Source organism: Streptomyces sp. NPDC033180 (genome assembly GCF_055577645.1).
The window spans coordinates 193,707-207,250 of record NZ_JBVIPU010000004.1; the positions used below are offsets into that span (position 1 = coordinate 193,707).

Sequence of the window (13,544 nt, forward strand, 5' to 3'; positions counted from 1 at the left end):
GGCATGGAGGTGCCACTGATGCTTTCGGCCAGGAGTGTCTTCGAGGAGATCCTCGACAACGACGAGTCGTTCCAACTCTTCTGTTCCATCGCCGCCAGCGGTGAGACGCAGGGCGGCTGGGAGAACGGGCGCATCGCGGCGCTGCTCCCCGAGGGCCAGCGCGCCCTCACCGCCAAAGTCACCCGGCACGGCGCCGACGAGGACAAGCACGGGCGGATCTTCAACGCCCTGCTGAAGAAGCGCGGCCTCGAACCCGTCCCGGTCCCGCCCGAGACGGACTACACCATGCTCCTGGAGCGGCAGGGCATCGGCCTGGCGCACGACAAGCTCCGTCGTGAGGAGCCGCTGACCGAGCGGGATGTCGTCGTCTACCTCTCGCACAGCCGCGTCACCGAACAGCGCGCCGCCGACCAGATGGACATGCTGGTCACGTACTTCGGAGACCACCCCGAGGTCGGCAAGGCCATCAGGATGATCTGCCACGACGAGGAGAACCACCTCGCGTACTGCCACGAGGAGCTGCTGCGCCTGGCGGCGGCGGGACACGGGCGGACGATCCTGGACACCCTGCACGATTGCGCCCGAGCGGAGACGCGCGTGTACCGGGACGTGAGCGTCGCCGTGATGGGCCACATGGGACGCATCCTGAACTGGCCGAAGCCCAAGGCCGCGGCGCTCGCCTCGGGCGTCAACGCCCTCTACGCGTTCGAACGGCTCGGCGGCTGGCGGCGGATGGTGTCCCTGAAGATGCCCCAGCGGCGCGACGCCCTCGGCGGGACGGCCACGTCGGCGGCCGAATTCGCGTGACCCCGCCGCCCGACAGCCCCTAGAGCCAACCGCGGCGCTTGAACAGCCGGTAGAGGAAGAACTCGATCGCGACCATCAGCAGGATCACCGCCGGGTAGGACCACAGCCAGCGCAGCTCGGGCATGTGGTCGAAGTTCATGCCGTAGACCCCCGCGATCATCGTCGGGACCGCGGCCATGGCGGCCCACGCCGAGATCTTCCGCATGTCGTCGTTCTGCCGCACGCTCATCTGCGCCAGATGCGCGGAGAGGATGTCGGACACCAGGCGGTCGAGGCTGTCCACCCAGTCGTTCACGCGCGTCAGATGGTCGCTGACGTCCCGGAAGAACGGCTGGGCCGTGTCCTTCACGAAGGGCACGTCGGGCGCGAATGGACCCGTTCCGGAGAGCCGCATCATGGGCATCGCCAACGGTCCCGTGGCCCGGCGGAACTCGACGATCTGCCGCTTGAACCGGTAGATCCGCGACGCCGTGTTGCGGCTGCCCCCACTGTCCGGCGAGAAGACCTCAGCCTCCAGCTCCTCCAGGTCGGTCTGCAGCTCGCCCGCGACGTCCAGATAGTGGTCGACCGTGGCGTCGGCGACCGCGTACAGGACGGACGTGGGGCCGTGCCTGAGCATCTCGGGCTCCGCCTCCATGCGATGGCGTACGGCACCGAGCGGCGAGCCCTCGCCGTGCCGGACCGTCACCACGAAGGAGTCGCCGATGAAGACCATGACCTCGCCCGACGAGACGATGTCGCTGTCCGGCTCGTACACGACCGGCTTCAGGACCACGAACAGCGAGTCGTCGAACACCTCGAGCTTGGGCCGCTGATGCGCCTTCAAGGCGTCCTCCACCGCCAGCGGATGCAGCCCGAACTCCCTGCTGACCTCGTCGAACTCCGCCTCCGTCGGTTCGTGCAGGCCCACCCAGACGAAAGCGTCCCCCGCGGCACGTGCGTTGCCGAGGGCATCGGAGAAGTCCGCATCGCACTCGGTGCGGCGTCCGTCCCGGTACATCGCGCAGTCCACGATCACGGAGCGCATTCTTCCGAACCTCTGCTCGGGGCGCACCCCCTCAGCGGCTTAGGGTGGCCCGCATGCCCACGCTGATCCTCGTCCGGCACGGACGATCCACCGCCAACACCGCGGGTCTGCTCGCCGGGTGGACCCCCGGCGTGGCCTTGGACGAGCGCGGCGCCGCACAGGCCGCCGCGCTCCCCGGACGCCTCGCGGACCTGCCGCTCGCCGAAGTCGTCACGAGCCCGCTGCAGCGCTGCCAGGAGACCCTCGCACCGCTGCTCGCCGCACGGCAGGACCTTCGGGCGCACACCGACGACCGCATCGGGGAGTGCCACTACGGCGACTGGTCCGGCCGCAAGCTCGCCGAGCTGTCCGACGAGCCGCTGATGGAGGTCGTACAGCAGCATCCGTCGGCCGCCGCCTTCCCCGGCGGCGAGTCCATGCGCGCCATGCAGACACGGGCCGCCGAGGCGGTACGCGAGTGGAACGCGCGCGTGGAGCGCGACCACGGTCCCGACGCCGTCTACCTGATGTGTTCGCACGGCGACATCATCAAGTCCCTTGTCGCGGACGCCATCGGACTCCACCTGGACCTCTTCCAGCGCATCTCGGTCGAGCCCTGCTCCGTCACCGCCATCCGCTTCACGCGCCTGCGCCCCTTCCTCGTACGCCTGGGGGACACCGGCGACTTCGGGTCGCTCGCGCCCCGCACGGAGCCGTCCGGCGGCGACGCGGCGGTGGGTGGCGATGCGGGAGCACCGTGATCGTCACCCGCAGTAGGGTGCAGTCGTCGCGCCGAACAGGCGCAAATGATCAACCGCAGTCGATCCCAATGGAGACAGGACGTGTCGCGTCAGGTGTTCCTCTACGACCCGCCGGAACGCTTCGTGGCCGGAACGGTCGGGCTCCCCGGACGGCGTACCTTCTTCCTCCAGGCCTCCGCAGGGGTCCGGGTGACCAGCGTCGCCCTGGAGAAGACCCAGGTGGCCGCGCTCGCCGAACGCATGGAAGAGCTGCTCGACGAGGTCGTGCGGCGCAGCGGCGGCAACGCCCCCGTGCCCGCTGTCGCGCCCACCGAGGTCGGTGACAGCGCGCCCCTGGAATCACCCGTCGAGGAGGAGTTCCGCGTCGGCACGATGGCGCTGGCCTGGGACGGCGACGAGGAGCGGATGATCGTCGAGGCGCAGGCTCTGGTCGAGCTGGACGCCGAGTCCGACGAGGATCTCGCGGAAGCCGAGGAAAGGCTTCTGCAGGACGAGGAGAACGGGCCGCCGATGCTGCGGGTGCGGCTCACCGGGGCGCAGGCGCGCGCGTTCGCCAAGCGTGCCCTCGACGTCGTGAACGCGGGGCGCCCGCCGTGCCCGCTGTGCAGCCTCCCGCTCGACCCGGAAGGACACGTATGCCCGCGGCAGAACGGATACCGGCGGGGCGCGTGAGTCCGGCCTCCGGCGCCGACGCCACGGCACTGCTCGCCCGGGGCGAGCTGACCGTCCGGGGACGGATCCGTGAGGCATCGAACGCGGTTCTCTACTGCTCCGTCGCGTACGAGGGCCAGGAAGCCGCCTGCGTCTACAAGCCGGTCGCCGGGGAGCGTCCCCTGTGGGATTTCCCCGACGGGACGCTCGCGCAGCGGGAGATGGCCGCGTACGAGGTCTCCGAGGCGACCGGGTGGGGCCTGGTGCCGCCCACCGTCCTGCGGGACGGGCCGCACGGTGAGGGCATGTGCCAGCTGTGGATCGAGGACTCGCAGGAGGAGGGGCCCGAGCTTCTCGCCCTCGTCGAGGGCGATGAGCCGTCCGAGGGCTGGAAGGCGATCGGCTTCGCCGACGTGGGGGAGGGGCGCACGGCGCTTCTCGTGCACGCGGACGACGAGCGGCTGCGGCGGCTCGCGGTGCTCGACGCGGTGATCAACAACGCTGACCGCAAGGGCGGGCACCTGCTGACCGCCGGGGAGCGCCTTTTCGGCATCGACCACGGGGTCACGTTCAACGCCGAGGACAAGCTGCGGACGCTGTTGTGGGGGTGGGCGGGGGAGCAGCTTTCCGCCGAGGCGGTGGGGGTGCTCGAGTCCCTGCGGGACGGGCTCGGCACGGGGGCGCCGCTGGCCCTGCGGCTGGGGAAGCTGATCACTGGGGCCGAGGTTGACGCGCTCCGCGCGAGGGTCGCTGCGCTGCTGATGTCCGGTCGGCATCCTGTGCCCGGCGGGGAATGGCCACCGATTCCTTGGCCCCCGGTCTAGTCGCTGCCCCGAGGCTTCGGCGTTGTGCCCACCCGTTCCGCCTTGCGGAACGCCTGCCCACAACGAAGGCGGCTTCCTGCTGCGGGGCAATCGGGTGGGTGGGTGGGAAAGATCCGCCGCGGAGCGGCGGCTTGATCGCGCCGCACAAGGCGACCCCGCCAGGCCCCCCACTCGTATGCGGACGCTCCGTCCGGTTAGGCTCATGGAATGCATGCCTGGCCCGCTTCTGAGGTCCCCGCCCTGCCTGGCAAGGGCCGCGACCTCCGGATCCACGACACCGCGACCGGTGGTCTTGTCACCCTTGACCCCGGTCCCGTCGCCCGTATCTACGTCTGCGGCATCACTCCGTACGACGCCACCCACATGGGTCACGCGGCGACCTACAACGCGTTCGACCTCGTGCAGCGCGTGTGGCTCGACACCAAGCGGCAGGTTCATTACGTCCAGAACGTGACCGACGTGGACGACCCGCTCCTCGAACGTGCCATCCGCGACGGCAAGGACTGGGTGGAACTCGCCGAGGGCGAGACCGCCCTGTTCCGCGAGGACATGACCGCCCTGCGACTGCTCCCGCCGCAGCACTACATCGGAGCCGTCGAGGCCATACCCGGCATCGTGCCGCTCGTCGAACGGCTCCGTGACATGGGTGCCGCCTACGAGCTGGAGGGCGACGTCTACTTCTCGGTCGACTCCGACCCCCACTTCGGTGAGGTGTCCGGACTCGACGCCGCCGCGATGAAGCTGCTCTCCGCCGAGCGCGGTGGTGACCCGGACCGTCCGGGCAAGAAGGACCCGCTCGACCCGATGCTCTGGATGGCCGCCCGTGAGGGCGAGCCGAGCTGGGACGGTGCCTCGCTCGGCCGTGGCCGCCCCGGCTGGCACATCGAGTGCGTGGCCATCGCCCTCGATCACCTGGGCATGGGCTTCGACGTGCAGGGCGGCGGCTCCGATCTCGCCTTCCCGCACCACGAGATGGGCGCCTCGCACGCCCAGGCGCTCACCGGTGAGCACCCCTTCGCCAAGGCGTACGTGCACGCCGGGATGGTCGCCCTGAACGGCGCGAAGATGTCCAAGTCCAAGGGCAACCTCGTCTTCGTGTCGAAGCTGCGGCGGGACGGGACCGACCCGGCCGCCATCCGCCTCGCGCTGCTGGCCCACCACTACCGCGCCGACTGGGAGTGGACCGACTCCGTCATGACCGAGGCCGTGGAGCGCCTCGGCCGGTGGCGTGCCGCAGTCTCGCGCCCCGACGGACCCTCCGCCGACGCCCTCGTCGAGGAGATCCGCGAGGCCCTCGCGAACGACCTGGACGCTCCGGCGGCGCTCGCCGCCGTGGACCGCTGGGCCGCCCGCCAGGACGCCGAGGGAGGCACGGACGAGGGCGCCCCCGGTGTCGTATCGCGTGCCGTGGACGCACTGCTCGGCGTCGCCCTGTAGCCACCGGCTCGCAGTAGTCACCGCTTCACCGAATGGGCCGCTCCCGGAAATCCAGGGAGCGGCCCATCAAAGTCCATGGCCATGACACCCGTTGACGCGCTAGACCACCGGCCATGAGATCACCCACCCGCTTCAGACGGGCGGCCGTCGCCGCCGCCCTGCTCGGCCTTCTCGCGGTGTTCGCCGGTCCCGGCGGCGGCGCCGCGCAGGCCGCCGACGATCCCGCGACCACGGTCGGGGACGTCACGGACTTCGCCGCCGACGGCTCCGTCTACCGCCTCGCCGCGGGCAAGGCCGAGGCTCGCGTCAGCTTCGTGTCGAAGGAGACCTTCCGGCTCGAACTGGCCCCTGAAGGCGACTTCACCGACCCCACCGGCAAGGACATCGTCCTGCCGCAGGGGGAGCCGCCCCGCACCAAGTGGGCCGACAAGGGCGACCGCTACGAACTCAGCACCTCCGAAGTGACCCTGCGCGCCTACAAGTCACCGCTGCGCTTCGCCCTGTACCGCGCCGACGGCACCCAGGTGTGGGCCGAGTCCAAGGGCCTGAGCTGGACGAAGGACGCCACCACACAGAGCCTGGCCCGCGGCGCCGACGAGCAGTACTACGGCGCCGGAATGCAGAACGGGCGCGGCAACACCTCGCACCGCGGCAAGAAGGTCGAGGTGAGCGTCGACTACAACTGGGACGACGGGGGCCACCCCAACTCCGTGCCCTTCTACTTGTCTTCGGAGGGCTACGGCGTTTTCCGGAACACCTACGCCCCCAACACCTACGACTTCGCCGAGCCGGTGACGGCCACCGCCAAGGAACAGCGCTTCGACGCCTACTACTTCGCGGGGCGCGGCAGCGACGCCGCCAAGGACGTCATCGGGCAGTACACGAAACTCACCGGGAAGCCCTTCCTGCCACCCATCTACGGGTTGGAGATCGGTGACGCCGACTGCTATCTCCACAACGCCAACCAGGGCGAACGGCACACCCTGGACTCCCTGAAGGTCGCCGACGAGTATCTGAAGCACGACATGCCGAACGGCTGGATGCTCGTCAACGACGGCTACGGCTGCGGCTACGAAGACCTCGCCGAGACCGCCAAGGGCCTCCAGGACCGCGACATGCAGCTCGGCCTGTGGACCGAGGACGGCCTCGACAAGATCGCCGAACAGGTCAGGGCAGGACAGCGCGTCGCCAAACTCGATGTCGCCTGGGTCGGCGACGGCTACAAGAAGGCGCTCGACGGCTGCAAGGACGCCTACAAGGGCATCGAGGACAACAGCGACGCCCGCGGCTTCACCTGGGCCCCCGAGAGCTGGTCGGGCGCCCAGCGCTGCGGAGTGCAGTGGTCCGGCGACCAGAGCGGCAGCTGGGAGTACATCCGCTGGCAGATACCGACGTACGCGGGCGCGACCATGTCCGGCCTCGCCTACACGACCGGTGACGTGGACGGCATCTTCGGCGGCAGCGCCAAGACGTACGTACGCGATCTGCAGTGGAAGTCGTTCCTGCCCGTCACGATGACGATGGACGGCTGGGCGGCCACCGACAAGCAGCCCTTCCGGCACGGGGAGCCGTACACCTCCATCAACCGCAAGTACCTGAAGCTGCACGAGTCGCTGCTGCCCTACTTCTACTCCTACGGCCACGAGGCGACGAAGACGGGCGTCGGCGCCGTGCGCCCGCTGGCCCTCGAATACCCCGACGACCCGAAGGCCGCCACCGACACCGCCAAGTACGAGTTCCTGGCGGGCGAGGACTTCCTCGTCGCGCCCGTCTACAAGGACACCACTGTCCGGGACGACATCTACCTCCCCAAGGGGACGTGGACCGACTACTGGAGCGGCCGTACGTACCAGGGGCCGACCACCGTCGACGGCTACAGCGCACCCCTCGACACCCTGCCGCTCTTCGTCAAGGGCGGTGCCACGGTGCCGATGTGGCCCGGCGGCATCAGGTCCTACAAGGACCGCACCGCCCACTCGCCCCTCGCCTGGGACATCCACCCGCAGGGCAGGTCCTCCTTCGAGCTGTACGAGGACGACGGCGAGACCCGCCAGCACCGCGCCGGCAAGTACGCCACCCAGCGCGCGGACGTCGAAGCGCCCCGCTCCGGCGCCGGCGACGTGCGGGTGCGGATCGGCGCGAGCAAGGGGGAGTTCAGCGGCAAGCAGGCCGAGCGGCCGTACGCGTTCACGCTGCACACCGGGGACGCGCCGAGCCGGGTGGAACTGAGCGGTGACAGGCTGCCGAGGCTGACCACGAAGACGGCGTACGAAAAGGCGTCCCAGGGCTGGTTCTACGACCGGGACGACCGGGGCGGCGTCGTCAAGGTGAAGACACCCGCGCTCCGTACGGACCGGGCCTTCGAGATCGAGCTCGACGACACCAGCGCGGTCGGCGGCGCGGTGCCAGGCGCGAGCGCCACGCTGAGCGCCACCGCCGGACAGGAGCTCGGCGCGGGATCAGCGGGCAAGGTCGCCGTCGACGTCACCGCGGGGACGCGGGACGCCACCGGCGTCGACGTCACGCTGGACGTGCCGAAGGGCTGGACCGCGGGCACCGTCCACGCCGACCGCGTCGCGGCGGGCACCACCCGCCGCGTCGAGGTCGCCGTCACCCCGCCCAAGGACGCCGAACCCGGCGAACAGCCGCTGACCGCGACGGCCCGATACCGCGCGGCAGGCCAGGACCGCACCGCCACCCAGCGGATCGCGGTCGCCGTCATGCCTCCGGCGCCGACGGCCGACGCCTGGGCGAGCGACATGGTGTGGCTCAGGTCGGCCAACGGCTACGGGCCCGCCGAACGCGACCGCAGCAACGGCGAGTCGGGGGCCGACGACGGCCACACGCTGACCCTCGCCGGGAAGACGTACGAGAAGGGGCTCGGCACGCACGCCGACTCCGCCATCGAGGTCTACACAGGCGGGCAGTGCACGAGGTTCACCGCCGACGTGGGCATCGACGACGAGATCAACGGCTATGGAGAGGTCGCCTTCTCGGTCGAGGCCGACGGCAGGGTGCTGTGGACCTCGCCCGAGGTGACGGGCGCTTCGGCGACCGTGCCGGTCGATGTCGACGTGAGCGGGGCCCGGCACGTGGAACTGAAGGTGACCGACACCAACGGCTCCAAGAGCGGGGACCACGGGGACTGGGCAGCGGCGAAGTTCAGCTGCGCGTGAACCGGTTGTCGGCAGGGGCGGCTTCCTCGCGGATGCCGCCCCTGCCGCATTCGCTCTGGTCAGTCCTCGGAGGAATCAGCGGGTCCGGATTCGCCGCTGCTCTCTTCGTCCGGTCCTGTTCCCGCACCCGTCCCGGGGCCCGCTCCCGTACCCGACCCGGCTCCCGGTTCCGTGTCCGGGCGCGTCTGCGGCTTCGGGGGCCGTGTGCGATCGCCGCCGGGGGTGTCGCGCAGGTACGGGGCCGCGTCGCCGCCCTCCGTGGCGTGGCCGCCGGGCTGCGGCGGACCGCCGCCGTCGCGCCGCCGCAGATAGCGCTCGAACTCGCGGGCGATCGCCTCGCCGGTCGCCTCCGGCAGCTCGGCCGTGTCCCGGGCCTCCTCGAGCGACTGGACGTACTCGGCGACCTCGCTGTCCTCGGCCGCCAGCTGGTCGACGCCCACCTGCCAGGCGCGTGCGTCCTCGGCGAGATCGCCCAGCGGAATCCGCAGGCCGATGAGGTCTTCGAGACGGTTCAGGAGCGCCAGCGTCGCCTTCGGGTTCGGCGGCTGCGAGACGTAGTGCGGGACGGCCGCCCACAGGCTCACCGCGGGGACACCCGCGTGTGTGCAGGCCTCCTGCAGGATGCCGACGATGCCCGTCGGCCCTTCGTACTTCGTCTCCTCCAGGTCCATCGTGCGAGCCAGGTCCGGGTCGGAGGTGACGCCGCTGACCGGGACGGGGCGGGTGTGCGGGGTGTCCCCGAGCAGTGCGCCCAGGATCACCACGAGCTCCACGCCCAGCTCGTGGGCGAAGCCCAGGATCTCGTTGCAGAACGACCGCCAGCGCATCGACGGCTCGATCCCGCGCACCAGCACGAGGTCGCGCGGCTTGTCACCGCCCACGCGGACGACCGAGAGCCGGGTCGTCGGCCAGGTGATCTTGCGGACGCCGCCTTCCAGGAAGACCGTGGGGCGGTTGACCTGGAAGTCGTAGTAGTCCTCGGCGTCAAGGGCCGCGAAGACCTCGCCCTTCCACTCCTTGTCGAGGTGCGCGACCGCGGCGGAGGCGGCGTCGCCGGCGTCGTTCCAGCCCTCGAACGCGGCCACCATGACCGGGTCGACCAGCTCGGGTACCCCCTCGAGCTCGATCACCCAGGCCTCCTTCCGACGTCCTTTACGTACGCCCCAACCTTACGGCGTCCGGCGGGGCCCTCCGCAGCCCCCTTGCACGGGCTTCGATGACCGGATCACTGCCCCGCGGGAGGTCCGCGCACTCCTTCGGCGCCCGCGCTTCACAGCGTCGAGCGCAGCCACTGCTCCACGCTCGCGATGTGCACCGTCGCCCAGGACCTGGCCGCCTCCGCGTCGCGGTCGCGCAGCGCGGTGAGGATCGCGCGGTGCTCGTGCAGGGTGCGGCTGACGGCGTCCTCCTGCGTGAGGCCGCGCCAGACGCGGGCCCGGGTGGTGGGTCCCGAGAGGCCGTCGAGGAGCGAGCAGAGCACCGAGTTGCCGGACGACTGCACGATGCCGCGGTGGAACTCCAGGTCGCAGGCGACCAGTTCCTCCACCGACGGGGCCGCCCCGAGGGCGTCCAACTGAGCCGTCAGGACGTCGAGTTCGGCCTCGGTGATGTGGACGCTGGCCATCGCGGTGGCCGCCGGTTCCAGGATGCGGCGCACCGCGAGGAACTCCAGGACCGTGTCGTCGCGGTGGAAGTCGACGACGAAGCTGAGGGCTTCGAGCAGGAGCTGCGGGTCCAGGCTGGTGACGTAAGTGCCGTCGCCCTGTCGTACGTCGAGGATGCGGATCAGCGAGAGGGCGCGCACCGCCTCGCGCAGCGAGTTGCGGGAAAGTCCCAGGTCGGCGGCGAGTTCACTTTCTTTGGGCAACCGGTCGCCGGGGCGCAGCGCACCGGAGACGATCATGCCCTTGATCTTTTCGATGGCTTCGTCGGTGACAGCCATGGGGACCTCGCCTCGCAAGAACGGAAGACATCCGATGTATCGGATGATTATGGCCCGTTCCTGGGCTGCCGTACATGTAGGTCCGCCGAATACGTACTTCTCTCAGGGCTAAGATTTCCGTACTGACCGCGGGACGGGCGAGAGGGAGGCTACGGCACATGGCCGGGAAGAAGTCGGCGGGGGCCCAGCGGGACGCGGTCGCATCGATCATCGAGGACTGGGCGAGGGAACGGCCGGAGCTGGACACCTCGCCCCTTGAGGTGCTCGCGCGGCTGCACCGGACCTTCCTGCGCTACAACACCAGGCTCACCACGGCGATCGAGCGGCACGGCCTCGCGGTCGCCGGATTCGACGTGCTGACCGCGCTGCGCAGGGCCGGGGCGCCCTACCGCCTCACGGCGGGCCAGCTCGCCGACTCCGGTCTCGTCTCGTCCGCCGGGGTGACACTGCGTATCGACCGGCTGGAGAAGGACGGCCTGATCGTGCGCGAGCGCGACGCGGAGGACCGCCGCGTCGTCTACTCACGGCTCACCGATACGGGCCTCGCCAAGATCGACGAGGTGTTCGCCGAGCATCTCGACAACGAACGCCGGATGCTCGACGGACTCTCCCCGGCCGAGTGCCGCCAGCTTGCACGCCTGATGTCCAAGCTGGAGCGCTCCATCACCGAATCCGACGAACCTCAGGAAGCAGATGCCTGAGCGTCACGAGCCGGATGCCTGAGCCTCACGAACCAGACGCCTGAGCCTCCGCTTCCGCGCGGTACATCCGGCGCAGCCGGACCACGCCCAGGTCGTGCTGGTAGAGGTTCTCGCGCTGGTCGGCGTCGGCGGGCATCGCCTCCAGCATCACCCGGTCCTGTTCGAGGACCTGCCAGTGGCGCTCCTCGATGAGGGTCTTGTAGAGGAAGCGCCAGGTGTCGCGCTGCCAGCCCTGGACGCGGCGGTAGCGCCAGAAGAAGACACCGGTGCGGTTCTCGTCGACCGGGCAGACCATGCCGACGATCCCGAACGGGCCGCCGGGCCCGGCCGACGGCGGGTACGGAATGGTCAGGTCCACCCAGTCCACGCCGGTGCGGCACAGCTCCACCCAGTCGAAGTTCACGCCCCGCTGATCGGTCTTCTCGAAGAAGTAGCCGCGGTCCGTCTCCCGGATGCGGAACTTGGCGGTGGTGTCGCCGTCGTACATCGTGTGCGACTCGTGGTGCAGGAAGGCGCCGTGCATCGGGTCGAGGAGGTTCTCCACCGCGAACCGCCAGGGGCCGTTCCACTCCGCGTAACAGAGGATCGCGTCGACATCGGGGTCGGTGAGCGGCTCGGGCAGCGTCAGTTCGGTCGGCTCCGGATGCCGCTCGTCACCGAAGTACGCGAGGATCGCGCCGCCGATCTCCCGCACGGGCAGCGACGTGACGAGCTTCTTGCCCTCCAGGTTGCAGCCGGGCAGGCCCGGTACGGAGGAGACGGTGCCGTCGGTCTCGATCTCCACGCCGTGGTACCAGCAGGCCACCCGGTCACCGAGGTGTTTTCCCAGGGAGAGGGGTGCCCCGCGGTGCGGGCAGCGATCGGCGAGCATCGACAGGGCGCCGTCGGAGCGCCGGAAGAGCAGCCACTGCTCGCCGAGGGCGGTGACCTTGCGCATGGCGCCGGGGGCGACGAAGTCCGAGGGGACGACGGGGTGCCACTGGTTGCGCAGGCCGGTGGCGTAGATGTGGTCGGCGGAAGCGGTGAGGCCGACGCGGGGGGTCAGGGTGGTCATCGAGGTCACGCTCCCAGTCGGTTCATCTCGGCGCGGAAGGACTCTTCGGTCCACTGGGCGCCGTCGGGCGCGTGAACCTGACGGGCGTTCAAGCCACGTATGACATCGACGAGTTCATGACCGTCCTTGGTGAACACCTCTTCGAGGGTGGCGGCGAGCTTGTGCTCGTAGGGGGTCGGCTCGTGTGTCCGGGACTGGTGGATGTCCAGGTACGGCCAGGTGGTGGTCACTGTTGCCTCCGATGGGGAATCACAGGTCGAGGACGAGGCGGCCGGACGCGCAGCGCGAGACGCAGATCATCATCGATGCGTTCGCCGCGTGCTCGGCCTCGTTGAGCAGGAAGTCGCGGTGGTCGGGCGTGCCGTCGAGCACACGGGTCTCGCAGCTGCCGCAGATGCCTTCCTGGCAGGAGCTGTTGACGTTCAGGCCCGCGGCCTCGGCGGCCTGAAGGATGGATGTGTCGGCGCCCACGGTGAGGGTGCGTCCCGAGGCGCGGCACTCCACCTCGAACGTGGAGTCGTCCCCGGTCCGCTCCACGACAGGTGCGGAGAACCGCTCCACGCGCAGCCGGTCCGCCGGGCAGAGGGCCTCGACGGCCGCGAGCAGCGGCTCGGGGCCGCAGCAGTACACGAGCGCGCCGTCGGGCAGTCCGTCGAGGGCTGCCGCGAGGTCGATGTGCCCGTGCTCGTCCTGCGGCACGACGGTCACATCGCCGTCGAGTGAAGCCAGTTCATCGGTGAATGCCATCGACCCCCGGTTGCGTCCGCCGTAGACCATGCGCCAGCCGGCCCCGCGCCGCGCGGCCTCACGGGCCATGGCGAGGATCGGGGTGACGCCTATGCCGCCCGCGATGAACAGATAGCCGGGCGCGTCTTCGAGCGCGAAGTGATTGCGCGGCTCGGAGGCGGTGACCGTCTGGCCGGGCCGCAGCCCGGTGTGCACGTGCCGCGAACCGCCGCGCGAGGAGGTCTCGTTGAGAACGCCGATGCGGTACGCGGAGGTGTTCCGCGGGTCGCCGCACAGGCTGTACTGGCGTACGTGGCCGCCGGTGTGGAGGTCGAGGTGCGCGCCCGGGGTCCAGGCGGGCAGCGGCTTGCCGTCCGGATGGGCGAGCTCGACGGAGAGGACTCCGTCCGCCTCCCACGTCATACGGCGTACCAGCAGCGTGAGTTCGCTCTCAGTCAT

At 70.2% G+C, this 13,544-nt stretch carries 13 protein-coding genes; 7 read left to right on the forward strand and 6 right to left on the reverse strand.

Going from position 1 to position 13,544, the window contains the following annotated elements; all coding sequences use genetic code 11:
- Positions 1 to 18 precede the first annotated feature (18 nt).
- The gene (locus tag ACZ5WE_RS14830) at positions 19 to 807 is read left to right on the forward strand and encodes a ferritin-like domain-containing protein (RefSeq protein ID WP_467686797.1); all 789 of its coding nucleotides are present in this window, start codon (positions 19 to 21) and stop codon (positions 805 to 807) included.
- Between the two features lie 19 nt (positions 808 to 826).
- Here ACZ5WE_RS14830 and corA read toward each other — a convergent pair whose 3' ends face one another.
- The gene (corA, locus tag ACZ5WE_RS14835; protein ID WP_467687114.1) at positions 827 to 1,825 is read right to left on the reverse strand and encodes a magnesium/cobalt transporter CorA; all 999 of its coding nucleotides are present in this window, start codon (positions 1,823 to 1,825) and stop codon (positions 827 to 829) included.
- A 62-nt stretch (positions 1,826 to 1,887) separates the two neighbouring features.
- Here corA and ACZ5WE_RS14840 point away from each other — a divergent pair, with 62 nt between their 5' ends.
- The 5 genes from ACZ5WE_RS14840 to ACZ5WE_RS14860 all read left to right on the forward strand — a co-directional run bounded on the left by ACZ5WE_RS14840 (position 1,888) and on the right by ACZ5WE_RS14860 (position 8,662).
- Positions 1,888 to 2,574 carry a histidine phosphatase family protein gene (locus tag ACZ5WE_RS14840; RefSeq protein WP_467686795.1) on the forward strand — a complete coding sequence of 229 codons (687 nt, stop codon included), beginning with the start codon at positions 1,888 to 1,890 and terminating at the stop codon, positions 2,572 to 2,574.
- 81 nt (positions 2,575 to 2,655) lie between these two features.
- On the forward strand, positions 2,656 to 3,246 hold the full coding sequence (locus ACZ5WE_RS14845) for a DUF3090 domain-containing protein (RefSeq protein WP_467686793.1): 591 nt from the start codon (positions 2,656 to 2,658) through the stop codon (positions 3,244 to 3,246).
- Positions 3,210 to 4,049 (forward strand): SCO1664 family protein, encoded by an 840-nt coding sequence (locus ACZ5WE_RS14850; protein WP_467686791.1) that lies wholly within the window; start codon positions 3,210 to 3,212, stop codon positions 4,047 to 4,049. The genes ACZ5WE_RS14845 and ACZ5WE_RS14850 overlap by 37 nt, the downstream gene beginning before the upstream one ends.
- 207 nt (positions 4,050 to 4,256) lie before the next feature.
- Positions 4,257 to 5,486 carry a cysteine--1-D-myo-inosityl 2-amino-2-deoxy-alpha-D-glucopyranoside ligase gene (gene mshC, locus ACZ5WE_RS14855; protein ID WP_467686789.1) on the forward strand — a complete coding sequence of 410 codons (1,230 nt, stop codon included), beginning with the start codon at positions 4,257 to 4,259 and terminating at the stop codon, positions 5,484 to 5,486.
- Positions 5,487 to 5,599: 113 nt separating this feature from the next.
- On the forward strand, positions 5,600 to 8,662 hold the full coding sequence (locus tag ACZ5WE_RS14860; protein WP_467686787.1) for an NPCBM/NEW2 domain-containing protein: 3,063 nt from the start codon (positions 5,600 to 5,602) through the stop codon (positions 8,660 to 8,662).
- 59 nt (positions 8,663 to 8,721) lie between these two features.
- On the opposite strand, the gene ACZ5WE_RS14865 is transcribed toward ACZ5WE_RS14860, so the two are convergent.
- Both ACZ5WE_RS14865 and ACZ5WE_RS14870 read right to left on the reverse strand, forming a co-directional pair.
- Positions 8,722 to 9,792, reverse strand: coding sequence for a PAC2 family protein (locus ACZ5WE_RS14865; RefSeq protein ID WP_467686785.1), 1,071 nt, complete (start codon positions 9,790 to 9,792; stop codon positions 8,722 to 8,724).
- Between the two features lie 140 nt (positions 9,793 to 9,932).
- Positions 9,933 to 10,604, reverse strand: a complete 672-nt coding sequence (locus tag ACZ5WE_RS14870) for a FadR/GntR family transcriptional regulator (protein ID WP_135332691.1) — start codon at positions 10,602 to 10,604, stop codon at positions 9,933 to 9,935.
- 158 nt (positions 10,605 to 10,762) lie between these two features.
- Between ACZ5WE_RS14870 and ACZ5WE_RS14875 the strand changes: the two genes are divergently transcribed.
- Complete coding sequence (locus ACZ5WE_RS14875) at positions 10,763 to 11,305, forward strand: MarR family winged helix-turn-helix transcriptional regulator (protein ID WP_467686783.1); 543 nt, start codon at positions 10,763 to 10,765, stop codon at positions 11,303 to 11,305.
- Positions 11,306 to 11,330: 25 nt separating this feature from the next.
- Here the strand turns inward: ACZ5WE_RS14875 and ACZ5WE_RS14880 are convergent, their stop codons facing one another.
- Genes ACZ5WE_RS14880 through ACZ5WE_RS14890 form a run of 3 tightly spaced genes read right to left on the reverse strand, consistent with a single transcriptional unit; the run spans position 11,331 to position 13,544 of the window.
- Complete coding sequence (locus tag ACZ5WE_RS14880; RefSeq protein WP_467686781.1) at positions 11,331 to 12,359, reverse strand: Rieske 2Fe-2S domain-containing protein; 1,029 nt, start codon at positions 12,357 to 12,359, stop codon at positions 11,331 to 11,333.
- Between the two features lie 5 nt (positions 12,360 to 12,364).
- Positions 12,365 to 12,589: a recombinase-like helix-turn-helix domain-containing protein gene (locus tag ACZ5WE_RS14885; protein WP_467686779.1), complete on the reverse strand. Its 225-nt coding sequence runs from the start codon at positions 12,587 to 12,589 to the stop codon at positions 12,365 to 12,367.
- 19 nt (positions 12,590 to 12,608) lie between these two features.
- Positions 12,609 to 13,544 (reverse strand): PDR/VanB family oxidoreductase, encoded by a 936-nt coding sequence (locus ACZ5WE_RS14890; protein ID WP_467686777.1) that lies wholly within the window; start codon positions 13,542 to 13,544, stop codon positions 12,609 to 12,611.

Bases quoted from the DNA above. Each gene is read 5' to 3' on its own strand.
- ACZ5WE_RS14830 (WP_467686797.1), top strand. From the start codon at position 19: ATGCTTTCGGCCAGGAGTGTCTTCGAGGAGATCCTCGACAACGACGAG.
- ACZ5WE_RS14840 (WP_467686795.1), top strand. From the start codon at position 1,888: ATGCCCACGCTGATCCTCGTCCGGCACGGACGATCCACCGCCAACACC.
- ACZ5WE_RS14850 (WP_467686791.1), top strand. From the start codon at position 3,210: ATGCCCGCGGCAGAACGGATACCGGCGGGGCGCGTGAGTCCGGCCTCC.
- mshC (WP_467686789.1), top strand. From the start codon at position 4,257: ATGCATGCCTGGCCCGCTTCTGAGGTCCCCGCCCTGCCTGGCAAGGGC.
- ACZ5WE_RS14860 (WP_467686787.1), top strand. From the start codon at position 5,600: ATGAGATCACCCACCCGCTTCAGACGGGCGGCCGTCGCCGCCGCCCTG.
- ACZ5WE_RS14870 (WP_135332691.1), bottom strand. From the start codon at position 10,604: ATGGCTGTCACCGACGAAGCCATCGAAAAGATCAAGGGCATGATCGTC.
- ACZ5WE_RS14875 (WP_467686783.1), top strand. From the start codon at position 10,763: ATGGCCGGGAAGAAGTCGGCGGGGGCCCAGCGGGACGCGGTCGCATCG.
- ACZ5WE_RS14880 (WP_467686781.1), bottom strand. From the start codon at position 12,359: ATGACCACCCTGACCCCCCGCGTCGGCCTCACCGCTTCCGCCGACCAC.
- ACZ5WE_RS14890 (WP_467686777.1), bottom strand. From the start codon at position 13,544: ATGACTGAGAGCGAACTCACGCTGCTGGTACGCCGTATGACGTGGGAG.